Raw genomic sequence first — 21,141 nt, 5'->3', positions numbered from 1 at the left:
CGCTTCTCTTTCTTTCTTCACTTGTCAAAGAGCAAATCTCGCCTCGAAGAGACAAGACAAAGAACCTCGATCACCCCGTCACGCTGAAGCGCCAGGAGCCCGAAGCCCTTCATGCCGGCACCCCGTTCCCAAGACGCCGTCGATGAAGAGATGTTTAGCGAAATCCGTTTCCGACGTCAACAACAATTTTGAAGTTTTTTGTCAGGTCAGATCTCGTTCCTACCAGCCTTCAGTATTCGGGCGAGGCTTCATCGTTCGCAGAGATGAGAGCATCTCTGCGCTTATTTAGTCTCAAGCGCTTTTAGACGCCCGAAGACTTGGATTGTCCGTCAGAGGAGCCGCTTAGACTTACCACTTGCTGGCAGTAGCGGCTCGTGCCGTCGATCAAGATCTTCAACGACCCTGATCAGACCCTGCATTCGTTAGATCTCCCGAGGGAAACCGCCGATGCGGTGTCTTTGACATGAAGCCTGCCTGGATCTGAAATCCGGCGGGGCTGCGGATATGTCGATTAGCCGACGCTTTGTCAACACCCTTTGAAGCCGGCTCCGCACTTTTTCCTCCCTGTCCGGAGAGGCATGCTTAACAACCGCTAAACGACCCTACTCTGAGAGATAGAGACCGCCTTGATCCGCATCAAAAGGAAGGATTGGAGCGGGCGATGGGAATCGAACCCACGACATTCAGCTTGGGAAGCTGACGTTCTACCTCTGAACTACGCCCGCGCTCCTTGAGAGCATATCGATCCTGGCTGCGCTTCCGCAAGGGGTCAGCGGAAGTGCTTCGATAGTTTCAGGCCCTGAGCCTGATAGTTGGACCCTGCCCCTGCCCCGTAGAGCACATTGGGACGCTCGGCCATGCGCTCATAGACAAGGCGGCCGACGATCTGTCCATCCTCCAGGATGAAGGGCACATCGCGGGAGCGGACCTCGAGCACCGCACGAGCCCCCTCCCCTCCTGCGCCGGCATGGCCAAAGCCGGGATCGAAGAAGCCGGCATAGTGAACGCGGAACTCGCCCACGAGCGGATCGAAGGGCACCATTTCAGCCGCATAATCCGGCGGAACATGGACGGCCTCCTTCGAGGCCAGAATGTAGAATTGGCCGGGATCCAGGATCAGGGTGCGGCTGGCATCCGCGTAGAGAGGCTCCCAGAAATCTGCGATCCGGCAGGACCCCGGCTTGTCCACGTCCACAAGCCCGGTATGGCGCTTGGCGCGGTAGCCGATGAGATTGTCTGAGCCGAAACCCGCCAGATCCACACTCACGGCCACCCCGTCTTGGATCGAGGGCTCTGCTGAGGTGACAACGCGCTCCCGCTGATGGAGAGCATGGAGTTCGGCATCGCTCAAGCGCACCGCCCCCTTGCGCAGGCGTAACTGCGACAGGCGGGTGCCCGTGCGCACCAGAACTGGGAAGGTGCGAGGCGAGATCTCCGCATAGAGAGCCCCAGAATAGCCTGCGCCGATTGTATCGAATTCCTGGCTCCGATCGGTAATGACGCGGGTGAACACGTCGATACGGCCTGTGGAGCTCTTGGGATTGGCGGCGGCCGAAAGATCGTCCGGCAGGGCAAGGCCTTCCTGCAACTCGGCGATATAGACGCTACCCGTTTCCAGAATGGCGCCCGCCGACAGGTCGATCTCGTGGAAGCTGAGCTGGTCCAGGCGGTCCTTCACCGTATGGTTGCGGCCCGGCAGGAAGCTGGCGCGGACGCGATAGGCCCGGCGGCCGAGCCTCAAATCCAGGCTTGCAGGCTGAACCTGATCGGAGGCGAACGGCGTCTGTGGCTTGATCACGCCCGCCTCTGTCAGCCGCATGATGGCATCAGCCGATTGGATCCCATCCTTCAACGCAACCATGATCTTTTCCTGGGCCCTGCTGTTTCACGCGCGTTCTTAGCCTAGCCGCTGAAGGCGTGAAACGGAATTCTCAATCCATCCCATTATTCTTGCCGCGAAAGCTATTCCAAGCCAATCCGGCGCAGCCGAAGGCGCTCGTGAAGGTTAACCGGCCAAGGCAGGAGCCTAGGAACACAGCCTCCATTCGCTCAGCCCCACCCTGCAATCTCTTTAGCCGCGCCTCGATTGACGACGCGCGAAGGCCGTCTTACCACGAAGGCTGAGCAATTCACTGCCGGCTTCAAGGGACCACTCATGTATAAGGCCGTTACCCGCGGCATCAGCGTGACCGTGACGCCTCGCTATCTGCCGGAAGAATCTTCCCCCGACCAAGGCCGCTACTTCTTCGCCTACACGGTAGAGATCATCAACTTGGGCCTGGAGCGCGTGCAGTTGCGCGCCCGTTATTGGCGCATCACCGACGAGCAGGGACGTGTGCAGGAAGTGCGTGGCATGGGTGTCGTGGGCGAAGAGCCTGTACTCGGTCCAGGCGAGAGCTACAGCTACACCAGCGGTTGCCCGCTCACGACACCGAGCGGGACGATGCAGGGAAGCTATGTGATGGAAACGGCGAGCGGAGAAACCTTCGACGCCGAGATCCCCGCCTTTTCACTCGACATGCCGCGCAACAAGCGCGTGCTGCATTGAGGTTTGCATGTCTTTCAATGGTCAGCGGCTGACGCCGCTCGAAATGCTGGCGAAGCTGGTCTCATTCGATACCGAGAGCGCGAAATCCAATCTTGCCCTCATCGAGTTCGTGGAAAGCTATCTGCAGAGCTGGAACGTGCCTTATGTCCGCGTGCCGAACGAAAGCGGTGATAAGGCTGCGCTCTATGCCACCATCGGCCCGCAGGACAAGGGGGGCGTCGTGCTATCCGGCCACACAGATGTGGTGCCCGTGGCTGGCCAGAACTGGACCTCGGATCCGTTTGCGCTACGCGTGGAGAACGGACGTGCCTATGGACGCGGCGCGGTCGATATGAAGGCCTTCGATGCGCTTGCTCTCGCCTTGGTGCCGGAATTTATCGCCGCCGATCTCAAGACGCCGATCCACATCATGCTCTCCTACGACGAGGAGACCACATGCCTCGGCGTCGTCGACACCATTCGCAAGTTCGGACACGAGCTGCCGCTTCCCAAAGCGGTGATCGTCGGCGAGCCCACGATGTTGGAAGTGGTGGATGCTCACAAGAGCGTGCTGACCTTTACCACGACGGTGCATGGCTCGGAGGCGCATTCCTCGAAGCCCTATCTCGGTGCCAGCGCCGTGATGACGGCGGCCGACATGATTGCTGAACTCAATCGCATCGGTGACGAGATGATGGAGCGTAGGGAACCGGATGGCCCCTTCGATCCTCCGTACACAACAGTGCATGTCGGCGCAGTTTCGGGCGGCACGGCTCGCAACATCATCTCCAAGATGTGCACTTTCGACTGGGAGACCCGTGTTCTTCCAAGCCATGACCCGAACGAAATTCCGGAGAGGCTCGAGAAGTTCGCGCAGGACGTCGCATTGAAGCGCCTCAATCGTTTCGGTAAATTTGGCCGCATCGAAACGAAGCTTCATGCACATGTGCCCGGCCTTGCGCCGGAAACGGGATCGTTCGCAGAAACACTTGCACTGCGCCTTGTGGGCAAGAACCGCACGCAGACGGTTCCATACGGAACGGAGGCTGGACATTTTCAGGCTGCCGGCATTCCCACCGTCGTCTGCGGTCCAGGCTCGATCAATCAGGCTCATCAGGCTGATGAATACATCACGCTGGAACAGTTTGAGGCGGGCGCCGCTTTCATGCGTCGTTTGGCGGCGACCTGCGCCAATTCCTGAAATCATTATTCTCCGCAATAAAAAATGCCCGGCTTGTGACCGGGCATTTTCGTTTCGTGGAATAAGATTTGCTTAGGCTTCCGTCTTCGCGATCTCGGCTTCCACATCGGCAGGATCGAGATCGTAGAAGCGCGAGCAGAACTCGCACGTAATGCCGATGCGCCCGTTGTCGCCCACCATGTCGCGGCGATCCTCGGGCGAAAAACGACGCATCATGCCCATGATGCGCTCATGCGAGCAGGTGCATTTCTCATCCACGTGCTGTCCCTCGAAGACACGCACACCGCGCTCGTGGAACAGACGATAGAGCAACCGCTCGCTCGACACGGCGGGATCAATGAGCTCGTGATCCTCCACCGTTGCCAGAAGCGACTTCGCCTCGACCCAGGCATCGTCTTCCGATGGAATGCCAAGATCGTTCGAAGCATGGCCTTCCGGTATATCGCCGGGATGAAGATCCGCCTGGCGCATGCGCTCAGGCGAGGACGGCAGGAACTGGATCATCAATCCGCCGGCACGATAGGTATGACGGCCTTCTTCGAACTGTTCGGCCACGGCAAGACGCACCTGCGTCGGGATCTGCTCCGACTGGCGGAAATATTGATGCGCGGCTTCCTCGAAACCCTGGCCTTCAAGTGCTACGACACCCTGATAGCGGCTGCGCTCCGTGCCCTGATCGATGGTCATGGCAAGATAACCGCTGCCGATCAGCTCACCCGTGCTCGCCGCTCCCGATCCCAGAGCATCGAGCTTTTCCTGGTCGAAGCGAGCCGTGGCGCGCAGGCTGTCCGGCGCGTTGAAGTCCACGACCACCATGTCGATGATGCCGTCGGTCTTCGTCTGAAGCTGGAAGCGGCCTTCGAGCTTCAGCGATGCGCCGAGCATCACTGTCAGCGCGGCAGCCTCGCCGATGACGCGAGCCACCAGATTGGGATAGCCGTGACGGGCAAGGATGGTATCGATGGAGGGACCCAGACGCACTACGCGTCCGCGCACGTCGAGCGGCTCCACCGAAAACGGCAGAACGACATCGTCATGGCCCTCGAACGAAGTTGAACTCATGCGTTTGCTGCTCCAAGGCACCACGCAAGGATGCCCTTTTGTGCATGAAGCCGGTTCTCGGCCTCATCGAAAACAACGGATTGCGGACCGTCCATCACGTCGTCAGTCACTTCCTCGCCGCGATGGGCAGGCAGGCAGTGCATGAAGACGGCGTCCTTGGCGGCCACGCTCATCAATTTGCTGTTGACCTGATAGGGCTTCAGCAGGTTATGGCGACGGAATTCGTCGTCATCGCCCATCGAAACCCAGCAATCGGTGACGATGGCATCCGCCCCCTCGGCTGCCTCGAAGGCATCGGTCGTCACGCTGATCTCCGCTCCTTCTTTCTTTGCCCAGGACAAAAGCTCGGGTCGCACGGCAAGTTCCGGCGGAGAAGCGATCTTCAAAGCGAAATTTAGGCGTGCCGAAGCATGAATCCAAGAGGCAAGCACATTGTTGGCGTCGCCCACCCAGGCAACAGTGCGGCCCTCGATGGAGCCGTTATGCTCCTCGAAAGTCATGATGTCAGCCATGATCTGGCACGGATGCGTTGTCTTGGTCAGACCATTGATCACCGGGATCGAGGCATACTGCGCCAGCTCCGTCACCATGGCATGGTCAAGGGTGCGGATCATGATGGCATCCACATAGCGCGAGAGAACCCGCGCCGTGTCGGCAATGCTCTCGCCACGGCCAAGCTGCATCTCCTTGCCCGTCAGCATCAGCGTCTCGCCGCCGAGCTCGCGCATGCCGACGTCGAAGGAGACGCGGGTGCGGGTAGACGGCTTGTCGAACACCATAGCCAGCGTCTTGCCCTCGAGCGGGCGCTCCTTGGAGCGCTCACCCCGGCGGCGCTTCGCCTTGATGTCGGAGCCGACCTTCAGGATGTGGCGGATCTGCGAGCCTGAGAAATCGCTGAGATCAAGAAAGTGACGGGTATTCATTTTAAGCTGCTCCCGGCTGAGCTTTTGTCTTCTCAGCTTCCATGGCCGCGCAGGCGGCATCGAGACGATTGAAGGCTTCCGAAATATCCGCATCGGAGATGATGAGCGGGGGCAGAAGCCGGACCACGTTGTCGCCGGCGCCGATCACGATGATCTTCTGAGCGCGCGCCGCAGCGACGAAATCGGTATTGGGCACCACGGTGCGCAGGCCCATCATGAGGCCGAAGCCGCGCACCTCGGCGATGACGGATGGGTGGCGGTCCTTCAGCTCGGCCAGGCGCTGCTTGAGCAGCAAGCCCTTCTGCTCGACTTCTTTCAGGAAGCCGGGAGCAAGAACCACATCGAGCACCGCATTGCCCACGGCCATGGCCAACGGGTTGCCGCCGAAGGTGGTGCCGTGGGTTCCGGCAGTCATACCCCTAGCGGCCTCGCGTGTCGCAAGGCAGGCGCCAAGCGGGAAGCCGCCGCCGATACCCTTGGCGACCGACATGATGTCGGGCGTCACGCCCGTCCACTCATAGGCGAAGAGCTTGCCGGTGCGACCAACGCCAGTCTGGATCTCGTCGAAGATCAGCAGGATGCCCTGGCTGTCGCAGAGCGCGCGCAACTCACGCAGGAAGGCGTTATCCACCGTGCGGACGCCGCCCTCGCCCTGGAGCGGCTCGATCATCAAAGCCGCCGTTTCCGGCGTGATCGCGGCCTTCAGGGCTTCAAGATCGTTGAGGGGCACCTGATCGAAGCCCTCCACCTTCGGGCCGAAGCCTTCAATATACTTCGCCTGGCCGCCGGCCGCGATGGTGGCAAGCGTCCGGCCATGGAAGGCGCCCTCGAAAGTGATAATGCGGAAGCGCTCAGGGTTTCCGCCCGCATGATGATACTTGCGGGCCATCTTGATGGCAGCCTCATTGGCCTCGGCGCCGGAATTGGAGAAGAACACCACATCGGCGAAGGTGTTCTCCACCAGCCGCTGGGCCAGGCGCTCGCCTTCCGGGATCTGGAACAGGTTCGAGCTGTGCCAGAGCTTGGAGGCCTGCTCCGTCAACGCCTTCACGAGATGAGGATGGGCGTGACCCAAGGCATTCACGGCGATGCCGGCCCCGAAATCGAGATATCGCTGTCCATCTCGGCCGTAGAGCCAGGGGCCCTCCCCCTTCTCAAAGGATAGTTCGGCACGCGCAAAAACAGGCAGCAATGGCGATGTCACGGTTATCTCCGCCTCATATCGAGACCCAAGGTCGCAGCTTAAGGCTGGCCCGAAGCCCAGAAAAAGAAAGCGCCGCCCAAGCGGGGCGGCACGCTGGGGATTCTAACGAGGTGCGGAACCCTGTCAATTCAAGAGAAATGAACTGATCCATCACAGGGAGATTTTCCCTTGGGAGAGTTCCCTGGGGAAAACGACAGGGGGGTGCCGGGGACTCTTGCGCCCGAGTCCACCCATCCTGTAACTTCAGGGCAGTCGAGTACGGCATTCGTGCGGCGGCTTTCACCCAAGGAGTGACCCCTCCCAACGCGGTCGGACATCAATACTCTGTCCGCGAGGTGTAGGGGATTCTGGGTTCACGAGAGCGGCCACGTTGGAGGCAAGGTTTAAAAATGACAGATGCGGGCGCAACTTGGACCGATGAGCGGGTCGAGCTTCTCAAGAAGCTTTGGACCGATGGCTTGAGCGCAAGCCAGATCGCCGCCGAGCTCGGCAACGTGACCCGCAACGCGGTGATCGGCAAGGTTCACCGCCTTGGCCTGTCAGGCCGCGCCAAGGACGCAAAGCCTGTTCCCGCGGCTCCTCGCGCCCGCAAGGCGACCCGCGCGCCCAGCGCCCCGACGCCGATCGCCCCGCAGGCCCATAACAATGTCGTCCTGGCGCCCATCCCGCTCCAGCCGGTGGCGGAAGTGGTTGAAGTTTCCTCTGAGGAGGATATGGCCATTCCGATGTCCGAGCGCGTGACCATTATGGATCTGCGCGAGTCCATGTGCCGCTGGCCCATGGGGGATCCGACGAAGCCGGAGTTCCGCTTCTGCGGCGCCCGCTCCATCACCGGCCTGCCCTATTGCACCCACCACGCCCGCATCGCCTACCAGCCGGTGGCCGACCGCAAGCGTGAGCGCAAGCTGGCCCGCGCCTGAAGCGCAACTCAGATTTCCAAATAGAAAAGGCCCGCTGAACTCAGCGGGCCTTTCTCGTTTCCGGAAGAGTGATCAACCCTCGGCGCTTAAAGCCTGATCGGAGCGAGCGAAGGTCTCGTCGAAAGAGTAGCCTGCCCCTCGCACGGTCCGGATCGGGTCGGGCATCTTCGGGATATTGATCGCCTTGCGCAGGCGGCCCACATGCACGTCCACCGTGCGCTCGTCGATATAGACGTCGTGGCCCCAGACCGCATTGAGCAGATGTTCGCGTGAGAAGACGCGGCCGGGGCTCTGCATCAGAAATTCGAGCAGGCGGAACTCCGTGGGTCCCAAATGAAGATCCTTACCGGAGCGGCGCACGCGATGGGTCTCGCGGTCGAGTTCCATGTCGCCGGCCCGCAGCAACGTTGCAATATGCGCCGGCTTGGTGCGGCGTAGAAGTGCGCGCACGCGGGCGAGCAGTTCCGGCACGGAGAAGGGTTTGACGATGTAATCGTCCGCGCCCGTGGAGAGGCCGCGGATGCGATCCCCTTCCTCGCCACGCGCGGTCAGCATGATGACAGGCAGACGCTCGGTTTCCGGGCGTACGCGAATGCGGCGACAGAGCTCGATGCCGGAGAGACCAGGCAGCATCCAATCGAGCAACACGATATCCGGCACCTGCTCACGTAGGCGGATCTCGGCTTCGTCGCCGCGCGAAACGCTATCGACCTCATAGCCCTCGGCTTCGAGGTTGTAGCGCAGGAGCAGCGTCAACGGCTCTTCATCCTCCACGATCAGAACGCGAGGTCCCATTCTCAGGCTCCCGCCTCGACGCTCATGTCAATGGACTGATCGTTCTTGGGCCGGTCAATGGCCAGCGTCTCGCCGGTCACGAGATAATGCACCGTCTCGGCGATGTTGGTGGTGTGGTCGCCGATACGCTCGATATTCTTGGCGCAGAAGAGGAGATGTGTGCAGAACGAGATATTACGCGGATCTTCCATCATGTAGGTAAGAAGCTCTCGGAAGAGCGAGGTGTAGAGCGCGTCGATGGCACCGTCACGCTTCCACACGTCGAGAGCGCGGACAGTGTCCTGTTGAGCGTAAGCATCGAGCACGTCCTTGAGCTGGCCGAGCACCAGATCGCTCATGTGCTGGAGTCCAAGAACGATCTTCTGCGGCTGGAAATCGGTGCCGATGGCAAGCGCGCGCTTGGCGATATTCTTGGCGAGATCGCCGATGCGCTCTACGTCGCCGGAGACGCGGATGGCGGAAATCGTTTCGCGCAGGTCCACCGCCAGGGGCTGACGGCGGGCGATGGTAAGAATGGCGTTCTCCTCCACCTCACGCTGCAGCACATCAAGGCGCTTGTCGGATGCGATGACGCTCTGCGCCAGTGCCGTATCATGACGTACGAGCGCCTGGATCGCATCGACCAGCATCTTCTCGGCAATACCGCCCATCTCGGAGATGCGGCGGCGCAGCGCCTGCAGGTCGTTGTCGTAGGAAGTGACGATGTGCTCCGCCATCGGAGGTCTCCCCTGGGAACTTTGTTAGCCGAAGCGGCCCGTGATGTAGTCTTGGGTTTGTTTCTTGGACGGATTCATGAACATCTTCGTCGTCGGTCCGAACTCGATGAGCTCGCCCAGATACATGAAAGCGGTGAACTGCGAGATACGTGCCGCCTGCTGCATATTGTGGGTGACGATGACGATGGTGAACTCGGAGCGCAATTGCTCGATCAACTCCTCGATCTTGCCGGTAGAGATCGGATCGAGCGCCGAGGTTGGCTCATCGAGCAGGATCACCTCGGGACGCTGCGCGATGGTACGCGCAATGCACAGGCGCTGCTGCTGGCCACCGGAGAGACCCATGCCGGACTGGCGCAGCTTGTCCTTAACCTCATCCCACAAAGCCGCCTTGCGCAGGGCTTCCTCCACACGCCCATCAAGCTCGCTCTTAGGGAGCTTCTCATAGAGGCGAATGCCGAAAGCGATGTTGTCGTAGATCGACATCGGGAAGGGCGTCGGCTTCTGAAACACCATACCGACACGCGCGCGCAGCTCATTCACGTCCACGGAAGGCGACAGAACGTTCTGCCCATCGAGCAGGATCTGCCCATCGGCGCGCTGCTCCGGATAGAGACTGTAGATGCGATTGAAGGTGCGCAGCAGCGTCGATTTTCCGCAGCCGGACGGGCCGATGAGCGCCGTCACCTGTCGGTCGTAGAAGTCGATGGAGATGTCCTTCAGGCTGCGGAAATCACCATAATAGAAATTGAGGTTCTTCACAGCGATACGGACCGGCACAGTCGTGTCGGCTGCCGCCGCATTCCCGATGGCGCTGCTCGTGTTGACGGCAATCGTGCTGCTCATCGGACTTTATCCTTCTTCAAGAGCAGGCGCGCCACAACGGACAGCGCCAGGATCGACAGGGTGATGATGAGGGCGCCAGCCCAGGCGAGTTCACGCCAGTTCTCGTAAGGCGCCAGCGCGAATTGGTAGATCGTGACAGGCAGGTTCGACACGCCGCCCATAAGCGTCGGGCTGAACCAGAAATTATTGTTGAGCGCGGTGAATAGCAGTGGTGCGGTTTCACCCGCGATACGGGCCGTGGCGAGGATGACGCCGGTGACCATGCCGGCGCGAGCCGCTTTCCAACTGATCTTCATGATGACCGTCGACATGGGCGCGCCAAGCGCCGCCCCTGCTTCGCGTAAGGAACTAGGCACCAAACGCAGCATATCCTCGGTCGAGCGCACGATGACTGGCACCGCGATGATGGCAAGCGCCACGCCGCCGGCCCAGCCGGAATAGCCGCCCATGGGCTGCACCATCAGCATGTAAACGAAGAGGCCGATAAGAATGCTGGGTGCTGCGAGCAGGATGTCGTTCACGAAGCGGATGATCGTCGCGAGCATCGAGGTCTTGCCGTATTCGGCAAGATAGGTTCCTGCCAGCACGCCGATAGGCGTGGCGGCAACGATACCCAGAACAGTGAGGATCAGGCTGCCGACGATGGCATTGGCGATGCCGCCGCCTGCTGTGCCGGGGCCTGGCGTCGTTTCCGTGAACACCGCAGGCGAGAGGCCGCCGATGCCTTCGACGACGAGCATCAGCAGGATCCAACCGAGCACGAAGGCACCGAGAAGCGTAAACAGCGTGCAGATGACCTTGAGCGCGCGGTCGGCCACGTAACGGCTGCGGCGTACACGCCCCCAAGGGGCCGGAGCGGTCACTGTTGCTGCTGGATTGTAAAGGACGGTATCCATCATCAATCTCTTTAGTGCGTCTTCACGCGGGAAATCAGAAGACGCGCGAGGGCCAGAACAATGAATGTAACCACGAAGAGAATGCAGCCGAGGGCAAGCAATGCGTTCATCTGCAGGCCGGCGGCCTCGTTGAACTCGTTGGCGATGCGAGACGCGATGGTCGAACTCGGGTCGAAGAGCGAGAGCGACAGGCGGTTCGCATTGCCGATCACGAAGGTGACGGCCATCGTCTCGCCGAGCGCGCGGCCGAGGCCCAGCATGATTGCGCCGATGATGCTGACGCCGGCCTGCGGGAGCAGCACATGGCGTACCACTTCCCAGGTCGTGCAGCCGATTCCGTAGGCGCTCTCGCGCAGCACGGTCGGAATCTGGTCGAGCATATCGCGGGTGATCGAGGCGATGAAGGGAATGATCATGATCGCGAGGATGATCCCTGCCGTCATCATGCCGACACCGGATGGCACGCGGGCATAGAGAACAGTTCCGATAATCGGCATTCCCTCGACGATATTTGACAGCGGAACCTGAACGTATTTGGCAAAAAGCGGCGCGAAAACGAAGAGACCCCACATGCCGTAGATGATGCTGGGCACCGCGGCCAGAAGCTCGATCACCGTCGAAACGGGGCGACGCAGCCAAGATGGGCACAACTGCGTGAGGAAAATGGCGATGCCGATGGAAATCGGGACGCCGATCACAAGTGCTATGAGAGCAGAGGTCAGGGTGCCGGCAATTGCAACCCATGCGCCATATTGATCCGCTCCGACATTCCAGATGCTGGACGTAACGAAGCCGAAACCGAACTCCTTGAAGGCGGGCCACCCACCATGAACCATGGTGCCGATAATGCCGGCGAGAACGGCGAGAACGATCAGGGCAGAGCCGTAGGAAGCCCAGCGAAAGCCCTGATCGAAGACGGGAGAAGTGCGACGGCGGATGATCTGCATGTTCGACATTGAAACCTTATCAGACACAACAGCCATCCGCCTCACTCCTTATCGGCAACCCAAAAGGTGCCGTCAGCCTTACATTTTGAAGAGCGCCTGGCCGGAGCTGTTCTTGATGTCCTTGGCCCAGGTGGCGCGGATCTGCTCGACCACGTTGTCCGGCAGCGGCACATAGTCAAGATCGGAGGCGAGCTTGTCGCCGTTCTTGTAGGCCCAGTCGAAGAACTTCAGCACTTCGGTGGTCTGCTCCGGCTTCTCCGCGTTCTTGTGAACCAGGATGAAGGTGGGGTTCGTGATCGGCCAAGCGTCGTCGCCGGCCTGGTTTGTCAGCGAGATGCCGAAGCCAGGAGCCGAATTCCAATTGGCGCTGGCGGCAGCAGCCTGGAACGACTTGATCTCCGGCTGCGGATACTTGCCGGCCTTGTTCTGGATCAGGGTGTGGGGAATGTTGTTTTGCTTGGCGAAAGCGTACTCGACATAGCCGATCGAGTTCGGAACCTGCTTCACGGTTGCTGCAACACCCTCGTTGCCCTTGCCGCCCTGACCGATCGGCCAGTTGACAGTGGTGCCGACGCCGAGTTCAGCCTTCCATGCATCGGAAACCTGCGAGAGATAGGTGGTGAACACGCTCGTCGTGCCGGAAGAGTCAGAGCGATAGATCGGGGTGATGTTGGCGGCGGGAAGATTCACGCCGGGATTCAGCTCAGCGATCTTGGCATCGTTCCACTTGAGGATCTTGCCCTGGAAGATGTCGGCGAGAAGCTGACCCGTCAGCTTGATCTGGCCGGGCTGGACGCCCTGGATGTTCACGACGGGAACAACGGCGCCCATCACGGTCGGGAACTGAACGAGGCCGTTCTTCTCGAGATCCTCACCCTTCATCGGGGCGTCGGTGGCGCCGAAATCGACCGTCTTGGCCTGGATCTGCTTGATGCCACCGCCGGAACCGATGGACTGGTAGTTCATGCCGTTGCCCGTCTCCTTCTTGTAGGCTTCAGCCCACTTCGAATAGACCGGGAAGGGGAAAGTCGCGCCTGCGCCAGTGATGTCGGCGGCGGACGCCGTGGTCGAAAGGCTCGCGACGGCAAGGCCGGCCGCAACGGCGAAGGACATGATCTTCACGGTAAGTCTCCCTGTTCATACAAGCGCAGCAGGTGGCTCCATGGCCTCTTCCAGACCGCGCGATGGGACAGCTAGGCCCGGCGCATGTCGCCTCTACGACAGTTGGATGACAATTAAATGACAGCGGGAATGGATCCCAAGGCCAAGCCTTGAAACGCAAGGATTCAGACCGGGGGAGCCTCAGGAAGCGTCACAGAAAAACGCGCGCCCTGCCCTGGCTCGCTGGCAATATCGAGCTGGCCGCGATGTCGGTTGATGATGTGCTTGACGATGGCGAGGCCCAGGCCCGTGCCACCCTTATCCCTGCTGTCGGCCACATCGACGCGGTAGAACCGCTCCGTCAAGCGCGGCAGGTGCTCGGGCGCGATGCCGGGGCCGTAGTCCTGCACCGACAGCACAACCCGTCCGGAGATTTCAGCTGCATTCTCGACTGTCACATCGACAGCGCCGCCGCTCTCTCCATATTTCACCGCGTTCTCAATCAAGTTTTCAAGAACCCGCAGAAGCTCGTCCCGATCCCCCCGGACAAAGACCGGGCTTGATGGCAACGCTGCTCGGATCGCAACTCCCCTCTCCTTGGCCATCGGCGAAAGTGTCTCGATCATGTGCGCCGCCAATGAGCCGAGATCGACCACCTGCGTGGGCGGGACATGCGCCCGCATCTCGATGCGAGAGAGGGACAAGAGATCATCGATCAGGCGCTTCATGCGCTGGGCCTGCACGCGCATGATCTCGAGAAAGCGCTCGCGGGCCTTTAAATCATCCTTGGCCGGCCCTTGGAGTGTCTCGATGAAACCGAGCAGAGAAGCCAGAGGCGTGCGCAATTCATGGCTGGCATTGGCGACGAAATCCGCCCGCATTGCCTCCAAGCGGCGAGCCGAGGTGAGATCACGGAAGAACAGCACGACGCCGGATTGCACATCCGCCTCGAAGACCTCCGTCTGCAGGGGCCCGATATGCACCTCGAAGGCGCGCTCAGTCGGTACTCGTTCTGAATATTCAATCTTGAGGGGCGCTCCGGCTTCAAGTGCCTCCTCGATGGCATCGAGCACGTCCGGGCTGCGCAAGGCAAAGGAGAAAGGCTGGCCGATCTTCAGCCCGGGCAGGAGCAGATGGGCCGCCCTGTTGGCCTCGAGAACCACCGAACGCCGGTCGACCAGGAGCACCGGATCGGGAATATGGGCCAGCACCGCTTCCGCCATGTCGCTTCGCGCAGTGGGCTTGGGGCGAAGATGCAGAGCCTGGCCCTGACGTTGGCGCTGCCGGAGACCCAAGATGGGGCTAAGGGCGAGGACCGCTGCCACTCCGATGACGAACCATAGATCGCCATATCCGCGCCAGAGAGCGACAAGGCTCAACAGCAAGCTCGCCAGGAAAGCACCGCGAAACGCCGCAAACCGCAAGGAACCGGCCGCTGAGGAGCCGTCATCCGGCCCGGTCTCGCTGGGATTGATCATGGTCCTGCAGGGTCCCCGATGAGCATCGCGTCAGTCTTTAAGACGCACGCTCTCAAGAGTCATCACCCGGTCAGGCTTTCCTCCGCAGGCTCGTCATCCGGCTTGAACGCCCCCCTCGATGACCGAAGGCGGTTGCGGACCTCGTATGCCCCCAGCATGGCAAGCGCCAGGACGAAGGGAAGGAGATAGTAGCAAAGACGGTAGAGCAGCAGCGCCCCGAGAACAGGTTCACGGGGATAGCTTGAAAGCGCCACGAGGATGGTAGCCTCAAAAACGCCGAGCCCCCCAGGTGCATGGCTCGCCACGCCCAGCATGACCGCGAAGATGTAGACCGCCAGGAAGGTCTCGAAGGTTAGACCGTGCCCACCGGGGAGCAGAACGAAAAGAACACCGGCACCCGCGCACACATCCGCCGCGCCGATGAGGATTTGCCCAAGGGAAAGCCGCAAGCCCGGCAGCTCCAGCTTCCAGCCCTGAATACGCACGCTTCGGCGCTTGAGCGAGACCCAGATCAGGTAACCGGCGACGAAAGCGGCCACGCCCAGACCGATCAGCTGATTAATCCAGATATGGGTGGAGACGAGGCTTGCAAGCTCGTCGGCCTTGCGGATCAGGCTCCAAGCCAAAACGAGCGCCATGCCGAGCCAGAAGGTGACACCTGTGATGACGGTGAGGCTCGCCACCCGCCCGGCACTGACACCCTTGGTGGAGTAGATCCAGTAGCGGACCGTGCCTGCCGTCAGCAGAGGGAAGCCGAGGGTAAAGCTGACCGCATAGCTGGTGAAGGAGGCCATCGCAGTCGTGCGATAGGGAACTTTGAGATTGAGCTGCTTCAGGGCAATGGCGTCGTAGCAGGTCAGCAGGCTGTAGCTGATGGTGGTGAAGAGCACCGCGAGGCCGATCTGGCGCATGCTCGCCGCTGTGAAGGCCGATTTGAGTTCGTTGACATCGATTTCGGAAACGATGTTCCAGAGAACGACGAGGGAGGCGACGAACAATATCACGCTGGCTGCCATGCCGATCCAGGCAAAACGCCGCGAGCGGCGTTCCTTGGGATGCAGGGCTTCCGCAGAAGCGATGTCCGGCGGAGCAACCGGATGGGGGCTCATATCGTTCATGAAAGGATTCAACCAGCCTCAGCGCGGAAACGCCGTCTTCAAGGGTTTAAGGGCTGCCTGCATCTATGCGCTCCGGTCGCGAAGCGCCAGATGTGAGGCGCTTTCTTAACGGCTTCCTGTCTCGTGGGCTACTCTTTCGGTCATAAAATCACAAATTGCGCATGATTTCGGTTGTCAGCTTCGATAAAGGCTTACAAGAATGAAGTTCCCTATGGCAGGAGAACAGGCAGCAAGTCGCGGCCCCAGGGAGATCCGGGTGGATTTCAACGCAACGGAAAACCAGTTTGCTGTCCTGGCGGAATCTCTGCCCCAGCTCGTCTGGTCGGCACGGGCCGATGGGTCGCACGACTATTTCAACCGCCGCTGGCATGATTTTACGGGCCTGACGCCAGAGCAATCCTTAGGCCAAGGCTGGCAGAATGCCGTGCATCCCAAGGATTTGCCCCACGTTCATGAGCAATGGCGCATCGCGCTCGCCCATGGCGCGCCTTATGAGGCGGAGTTCAGGGTGAGAAACGCTGCAGGCCAATACGAATGGGTCCTCAGCCGGGCTATGCCGATCCAGGATCTCTCTGGCGAAAGAGTGAGATGGTTTGGCACCAGCACCAATATCGACGCTCAGAAGCGGGCTGAAGAAGAGGTGCGCAATCTCGAGACCCGCTACCGGCTTGCCCTTGAAGCAGCGAGCCTCGGCACTTGGCAGGTCGATTTCGAGCGCAGCGAGGTCGTTTGGGACGAAGAAACCCGCGCCTTGCATCAGGTCTCGCCTGAGGTCCCGTACAGGATTTCGTTCGAACAAGCTGTGAGCCTGATTCACCCCGAGGATCGTGAGCGTGTCAGCAAACTCATAGCGGCTGCCTGTGACCCTCAGTCAGACGGCCACTACGAATCCGAATACCGCGTGATCACCCCGGACGGAGCGCTGCGTTGGTTTCGTTCCGTGGGGCAGGTGTCCTTCGCTTCCGACAATGACGCGCATCAAATCCTGAGCCTGTCCGGCGTCGTCAGCGATGTCACCGCTCAGCATACTTTCGAAGAGTCGCAAAACCTGCTCACTCGCGAGCTGAACCACCGCGTCAAGAATCTGTTCGCGATCGCGAACGGCATGGTGTCGATGACGGCACGTACGGCAAAAGACACCAAGGAAATGGCGAGTGCATTGCGTGGGCGCTTGAGCGCTCTCTCGCGTGCTCATGAACTCGTGCAGCCGGTCAACGGGCTGGGGCATGGTGGCTCCGAAGTCGAGCTTGCCCGGTTGTGTGAGTCAGTTCTCGAACCCTACGCACAGGGGAGTTCGAACAAGGTCGTGATCGAAGGACCGAGCGTACGTATCGGATCGAATACGACGACAAGCCTTGCCCTCGTTCTCCACGAGCTTGCGACGAATGCGGCTAAATACGGCTCCCTCTCGCAGGCCGAAGGTGAAATCTCCATTCGCTGGAACATCCATGACGGCATGGTCGATCTCCTGTGGAAGGAGATGGGCGGTCCTATCGTGGAATCCCCGCCGCAATTCGAAGGCTTCGGCACGCAACTCTCTCAACGAAGCGTCACGGGCCAGCTCGGTGGTACACTTGAGCGAGAATGGCCCCGCGAAGGCTTGCAGGTGCACATGACCTTGCCTCTCGACCGTCTGGCAACATAACGGCACCCGCTCTCCGCCTCGGACCAATAAAATGACCATTCATCGCCGCGTCCTCGTTCTGGGCGGAGCACGCTCAGGCAAAAGTCGCATTGCACAGCAATTAGCGGAGGCCTCACAGGCTACACGCATTCTCATCGCAACAGCGCAGGGCTTCGACGACGAGATGCGCGCGCGCATCGCGCATCATCGTGCGGAACGTGATTCATCGTGGCAGACGCACGAAGCGCCGCTCGATCTCGCCGATGCCATTCGCGCGCAGGCAGGTTTCGGACGAGTAGTCGTCATCGACTGTCTGACGCTCTGGCTGTCGAATGTGATGCTCGCCGGGCGCGATGTCGTACGTGAAAGGAACGCCGTCATCGAGTCCTTGAATGCAATCAAGGGACCTGCGGTGCTCGTTTCCAACGAAGTGGGTCAAGGTATCGTGCCTGCAACAGCCCTCGGCCGTTCCTTCCGAGACGAGCAAGGCCGTCTAAACCAGCGCATCGCCGATGCTTGCGATGCGGTCGTGTTCGTTGCGGCGGGATGTCCCCTTCTTCTCAAGCCCGCACCTGCCTTGACACTCGATCTCGGTTGAGCTCTTCGTGTTTCAACGGACCTTTGCCCTCACCTCCGCCGCGAGCGCATCGATCGCCGCAGGCGTCGAGGGGCCTCCGCAGATCGTGAGCCTGCCGGGCACGACGAGGCGGCGCGCAAGGGGCACGGCGTTCAGGAGCGCGGGGTGGGAGAAGAGTGCCGTTCCATTATCAACAGTAGTCCGGGCATCCTCGTCGACGAGCAGGTAATCGGGTGGCGCAGTGACGATGGATTCAAGGCGCGCCACGCCTCCATAAGGAAGGCCCAGAGCTTCGTGATGCGGTTTGAAACCCATATGGGCCAAGAGTTCGTTCATAGGCGAATTGGCCGCCGAGACCCAGCCGCCCCGGTCATAGACCAGAATGGAGGGCTGTTTCGAAACGATATCCTTCGTGCGCCGGAGTGTAGCATCGATTTCGCCAAGCAGCGCCTCGCCGCGTTCCGGGTGGCCGAGAGCGCGCGCTAGGCTGCGGATCTGCTCACGCCCGTCCGCAAGGCTGGTCCAAGGCCCAAGTGTCATGACCTCGAGCCCCTGCGCCTTCAAAAGGGCAGCCTGATGATGCTGGCCGAAGGTGCCTGTCAGCACGAGATCGGCACACTCGAACAGGATCGACTCGGCTCGACCGTCGTTCACGGGCAGCCCTTTCGCTTCGTCAACCATGATCGAGATCGACGGGTCATTGATCAGGAAGCTCAAGGAGGCGATCTGCTCGCGGTCCCCCAGAGCCAGCAACATTTCATCGGTGCACAGGTTGAGGGATACCACCCGCCTCGGCTTCGCCTGCGCCTCGCCTGCACCACTCCCCAGAAGAAGGGCGATGCAGATTGGCCACATCCATCTGGAAAACCGACCGAAGCATAGTTGCGGCATGAATGACGAGCCCGTAAAGAGAGGGTCCAACGTTGGTGCCTCGTAGCAACGAGGTGAAACGGGAACACGGTGCGGACCTTGTCCTATTCCGTGGCTGCCCCCGCAACTGTAAGCGGCGAGCGGCAATCCTTCATGCCACTGAATCTTTGGGCGAGACAAGCTCAAGAGGATTTGGGAAGGCGGATTGCTCGCAACGACCCGCAAGCCAGGAGACCGGCCGGCGTTGAAAACGCAAACCCGTATTGCTCGCCGGTGGGGCGGGCTGGAGGTCTCAATGTTCGTGCCTTCGTGCCGCATGCTCGCGGCATCCGTGTCTTTTTGCGCGCTTTCTCTCGGCGCAGTTCACGCCCAAACCGTCACCGATCCGATTCCCCTCCCCGACTTCGTCGTCACCGCCACGCGCTCGCCGCTTGCGATTTCCGAAGCAGGCAGCGCGATCTCGGTGATCACGGCCGAGGACATCGAAAAGGAATCCCTGAAGAGCCCGGCGGAAGTGCTGCGCCGCGTGCCCGGCGTCACGGTGACCGAAACGGGCGGCGCCGGCGCCACCACCACGGTCCGCCTCCGCGGCGCTGAATCCGGCCATACCCTCGTTCTCATCGACGGCATTCGCGTGAACGATCCCTCGACGGATTCCGGCGAGTTCGACTTCTCCAACCTCGCGGCCGTCGATATCGAGCGCATCGAGGTTCTGCGTGGTCCGCAATCCGCCATCTACGGCTCCGATGCCATCGGTGGCGTGATCAACATCATCACCCGCAAGGGCAAGGGTGCACCGCGCTTCAGCGTCGGCGTCGAGGGCGGCAGCTACGGCACGGCTGCCGGACGCGCCGCCGTCTCCGGCAGCACCGGTCCTGTGTCCTATGCTTTCTCGACGACAGGCTTCGACACCAGCGGCTTCTCGCGCTACGGCTATCGCATCGGCCGCATCGAGGACACCTTGTCCTCTCCTCTTGAGAAAGATGGTGCGCAGCGTGTCGGTGCGGCAGGCCGCGTCTCCGTTGCCATCTCACCCGATGTCGAGTTCGAGGTTGGCGGTTATATGAGCCGCAACAATGCCGCGATCGACAATAGCGTATCCTCTTTCGAATTCCTGCCCGATGGTCCTTCAAAAACCCGGCAGCAATTGTACGAAGGCCATGCGCGCCTCACGGCCAGCACCTTCGAAGGTATTCTCAAGAACACCTTCCTCGTTTCGGGAAGCCGCACGGATCGCGACTACAAGCTCATCGGTTCCTACTTCCTCCCGAGTCTCTATTGGGATGAATACGGCTATGAGGGCGGTCGCCTCTCGGCTGAATATCAGGGCGATCTCAAGCTCGGCTCCTTCGGCCTTCTCACCTTCGGCGCGAAGACCGAGCAGGAAACCTTGCTCAGCACATCGCGCAGCGTGCTGCCGTTCCCGACCAACGAAATCGAGAATGTCGACGCCTCCCAGAACACACGCTCCGTCTATGCGCTGCATCAATTCAGCCCCATCGAGAATCTGCATCTCTCGCTCGGCGGCCGTATCGACGACATCGAGGACGGCGATTCCTTCGGAACTTGGCGTGCAACGGCAGCTTACGAAATTCCGAACTCTGGCACGAAGCTGCGCACAAGCGTCGGCACAGGCGCGAAGGCTCCCACGCTGTACCAGAAGTTCGACCCGTTCTCCGGAACGGCGGGGCTTGAATCCGAGCGCTCAATCGGCTTTGACGTCGGTATCGACCAGAGCCTCGCTGATGACCGCGTTCTGCTCTCCGCCACCTTCTTCGCCAACCGCTTCCGCAACCTGATCGCCTACGGCATCGCCGATACCTGCCGTCCCGAGCAGACATTCGGCTGCTTCATCAACGTCAATCGCGCACGCACCAGCGGCATCGAACTCTCTGCGGACGTTGATGTCGTTCCTTCATGGTTCCGGATGAAGGCGACCTACACCTATCTCGAAGCCTTCGACGAGGAGACGGATCTGCGCCTGGCGCGCCGTCCGGAACATCAGGGCCGTCTCGGCTTCGAGTTCACGCCGATCCAGGGCCTGTCGATCGAGCCGTCCATCGTGCTCGTGGGAAGCCGCTTCTCCTCGCCGGGCGAGGTCTATGAGCTTGCTCCCTATGCGCGCTTCGATGTCTATGCGGATTACAAGCTCAACGACACGTTCAGCATCTATGCCCGCGCGGAGAACCTGACCGATGCGGATTATCAGGAAGTGTACGATTACGGCACCGCCGGTCGCTCCTTCTATGCGGGCCTGCGCGCGACCTGGTAAGAGCTGCAACGAGCGTACCTAAAGCCGAGGTTCAGGCATCTCATGGTGTCTGAACCTCTTTCAT

At 60.7% G+C, this 21,141-nt stretch carries 19 protein-coding genes, 1 tRNA gene and 1 riboswitch; of the genes, 6 read left to right on the top strand and 14 right to left on the bottom strand.

Annotation, left to right across the window (positions count from 1 at the left end):
• Window positions 1-650: 650 nt before the first annotated feature.
• Window positions 651-725, bottom strand: a tRNA-Gly gene (locus MJ639_RS16050).
• 44 nt (window positions 726-769) lie between these two features.
• Window positions 770-1,861 (bottom strand): 2'-deoxycytidine 5'-triphosphate deaminase, encoded by a 1,092-nt coding sequence (locus MJ639_RS16045; protein ID WP_243374920.1) that lies wholly within the window; start codon window positions 1,859-1,861, stop codon window positions 770-772.
• Window positions 1,862-2,155: 294 nt separating this feature from the next.
• On the opposite strand from MJ639_RS16045, the gene apaG reads away from it, so the two are divergent.
• A complete protein-coding gene (gene apaG / locus MJ639_RS16040; RefSeq protein WP_243374918.1) occupies window positions 2,156-2,548 on the top strand; it encodes a Co2+/Mg2+ efflux protein ApaG in 393 nt (130 codons plus the stop codon).
• 7 nt (window positions 2,549-2,555) lie between these two features.
• Window positions 2,556-3,728 (top strand): acetylornithine deacetylase, encoded by a 1,173-nt coding sequence (gene argE, locus MJ639_RS16035; protein WP_243374916.1) that lies wholly within the window; start codon window positions 2,556-2,558, stop codon window positions 3,726-3,728.
• A gap of 72 nt (window positions 3,729-3,800) precedes the next feature.
• Here the strand turns inward: argE and MJ639_RS16030 are convergent, their stop codons facing one another.
• Genes MJ639_RS16030 through MJ639_RS16020 form a run of 3 tightly spaced genes read right to left on the bottom strand, consistent with a single transcriptional unit; the run spans window position 3,801 to window position 6,917 of the window.
• On the bottom strand, window positions 3,801-4,790 hold the full coding sequence (locus tag MJ639_RS16030) for an Hsp33 family molecular chaperone (protein ID WP_243374914.1): 990 nt from the start codon (window positions 4,788-4,790) through the stop codon (window positions 3,801-3,803).
• Window positions 4,787-5,713: an ornithine carbamoyltransferase gene (gene argF / locus MJ639_RS16025; protein ID WP_243374912.1), complete on the bottom strand. Its 927-nt coding sequence runs from the start codon at window positions 5,711-5,713 to the stop codon at window positions 4,787-4,789. Before argF ends, MJ639_RS16030 begins: the two co-directional genes overlap by 4 nt.
• Window position 5,714: 1 nt before the next feature.
• Complete coding sequence (locus MJ639_RS16020; RefSeq protein WP_243374910.1) at window positions 5,715-6,917, bottom strand: aspartate aminotransferase family protein; 1,203 nt, start codon at window positions 6,915-6,917, stop codon at window positions 5,715-5,717.
• A gap of 389 nt (window positions 6,918-7,306) precedes the next feature.
• On the opposite strand from MJ639_RS16020, the gene MJ639_RS16015 reads away from it, so the two are divergent.
• A complete protein-coding gene (locus MJ639_RS16015) occupies window positions 7,307-7,837 on the top strand; it encodes a GcrA family cell cycle regulator (RefSeq protein WP_243374907.1) in 531 nt (176 codons plus the stop codon).
• A 72-nt stretch (window positions 7,838-7,909) separates the two neighbouring features.
• Here the strand turns inward: MJ639_RS16015 and phoB are convergent, their stop codons facing one another.
• The 8 genes from phoB to MJ639_RS15975 form a co-directional block, all read right to left on the bottom strand.
• Window positions 7,910-8,632, bottom strand: coding sequence for a phosphate regulon transcriptional regulator PhoB (gene phoB, locus MJ639_RS16010; RefSeq protein WP_243374905.1), 723 nt, complete (start codon window positions 8,630-8,632; stop codon window positions 7,910-7,912).
• A gap of 2 nt (window positions 8,633-8,634) precedes the next feature.
• Entirely contained in the window at window positions 8,635-9,348 is a 714-nt protein-coding gene (gene phoU / locus MJ639_RS16005; RefSeq protein WP_243374903.1) for a phosphate signaling complex protein PhoU, read from the bottom strand.
• A gap of 24 nt (window positions 9,349-9,372) precedes the next feature.
• Window positions 9,373-10,194 (bottom strand): phosphate ABC transporter ATP-binding protein PstB, encoded by an 822-nt coding sequence (gene pstB / locus MJ639_RS16000; protein ID WP_243374901.1) that lies wholly within the window; start codon window positions 10,192-10,194, stop codon window positions 9,373-9,375.
• Complete coding sequence (gene pstA, locus MJ639_RS15995; RefSeq protein ID WP_243374942.1) at window positions 10,191-11,090, bottom strand: phosphate ABC transporter permease PstA; 900 nt, start codon at window positions 11,088-11,090, stop codon at window positions 10,191-10,193. The genes pstB and pstA overlap by 4 nt, the downstream gene beginning before the upstream one ends.
• 11 nt (window positions 11,091-11,101) lie before the next feature.
• Complete coding sequence (pstC, locus tag MJ639_RS15990) at window positions 11,102-12,037, bottom strand: phosphate ABC transporter permease subunit PstC (protein WP_423790809.1); 936 nt, start codon at window positions 12,035-12,037, stop codon at window positions 11,102-11,104.
• A gap of 78 nt (window positions 12,038-12,115) precedes the next feature.
• Complete coding sequence (gene pstS / locus MJ639_RS15985; RefSeq protein WP_243374897.1) at window positions 12,116-13,159, bottom strand: phosphate ABC transporter substrate-binding protein PstS; 1,044 nt, start codon at window positions 13,157-13,159, stop codon at window positions 12,116-12,118.
• A gap of 164 nt (window positions 13,160-13,323) precedes the next feature.
• A complete protein-coding gene (locus tag MJ639_RS15980) occupies window positions 13,324-14,616 on the bottom strand; it encodes an ATP-binding protein (RefSeq protein WP_243374894.1) in 1,293 nt (430 codons plus the stop codon).
• Window positions 14,617-14,678: 62 nt separating this feature from the next.
• Window positions 14,679-15,734: a lysylphosphatidylglycerol synthase domain-containing protein gene (locus tag MJ639_RS15975; protein WP_243374891.1), complete on the bottom strand. Its 1,056-nt coding sequence runs from the start codon at window positions 15,732-15,734 to the stop codon at window positions 14,679-14,681.
• Between the two features lie 256 nt (window positions 15,735-15,990).
• Between MJ639_RS15975 and MJ639_RS15970 the strand changes: the two genes are divergently transcribed.
• Both MJ639_RS15970 and cobU read left to right on the top strand, forming a co-directional pair.
• The gene (locus MJ639_RS15970; protein ID WP_243374882.1) at window positions 15,991-17,379 is read left to right on the top strand and encodes a sensor histidine kinase; all 1,389 of its coding nucleotides are present in this window, start codon (window positions 15,991-15,993) and stop codon (window positions 17,377-17,379) included.
• Between the two features lie 31 nt (window positions 17,380-17,410).
• Complete coding sequence (cobU, locus tag MJ639_RS15965) at window positions 17,411-17,956, top strand: bifunctional adenosylcobinamide kinase/adenosylcobinamide-phosphate guanylyltransferase (RefSeq protein ID WP_243374881.1); 546 nt, start codon at window positions 17,411-17,413, stop codon at window positions 17,954-17,956.
• Between the two features lie 12 nt (window positions 17,957-17,968).
• Here the strand turns inward: cobU and MJ639_RS15960 are convergent, their stop codons facing one another.
• The gene (locus MJ639_RS15960) at window positions 17,969-18,790 is read right to left on the bottom strand and encodes an ABC transporter substrate-binding protein (RefSeq protein ID WP_243374879.1); all 822 of its coding nucleotides are present in this window, start codon (window positions 18,788-18,790) and stop codon (window positions 17,969-17,971) included.
• A 52-nt stretch (window positions 18,791-18,842) separates the two neighbouring features.
• A riboswitch (cobalamin riboswitch) is annotated at window positions 18,843-19,062 on the top strand.
• Window positions 19,063-19,100: 38 nt separating this feature from the next.
• Here MJ639_RS15960 and MJ639_RS15955 point away from each other — a divergent pair.
• A complete protein-coding gene (locus MJ639_RS15955) occupies window positions 19,101-21,077 on the top strand; it encodes a TonB-dependent receptor plug domain-containing protein (RefSeq protein ID WP_243374877.1) in 1,977 nt (658 codons plus the stop codon).
• Window positions 21,078-21,141 lie beyond the last annotated feature (64 nt).

Source organism: Microvirga solisilvae, assembly GCF_022808595.1.
Classification (GTDB): Bacteria; Pseudomonadota; Alphaproteobacteria; order Rhizobiales; family Beijerinckiaceae; genus Microvirga; species Microvirga solisilvae.
This window is presented reverse-complemented; position numbering and strand designations above follow the sequence as displayed.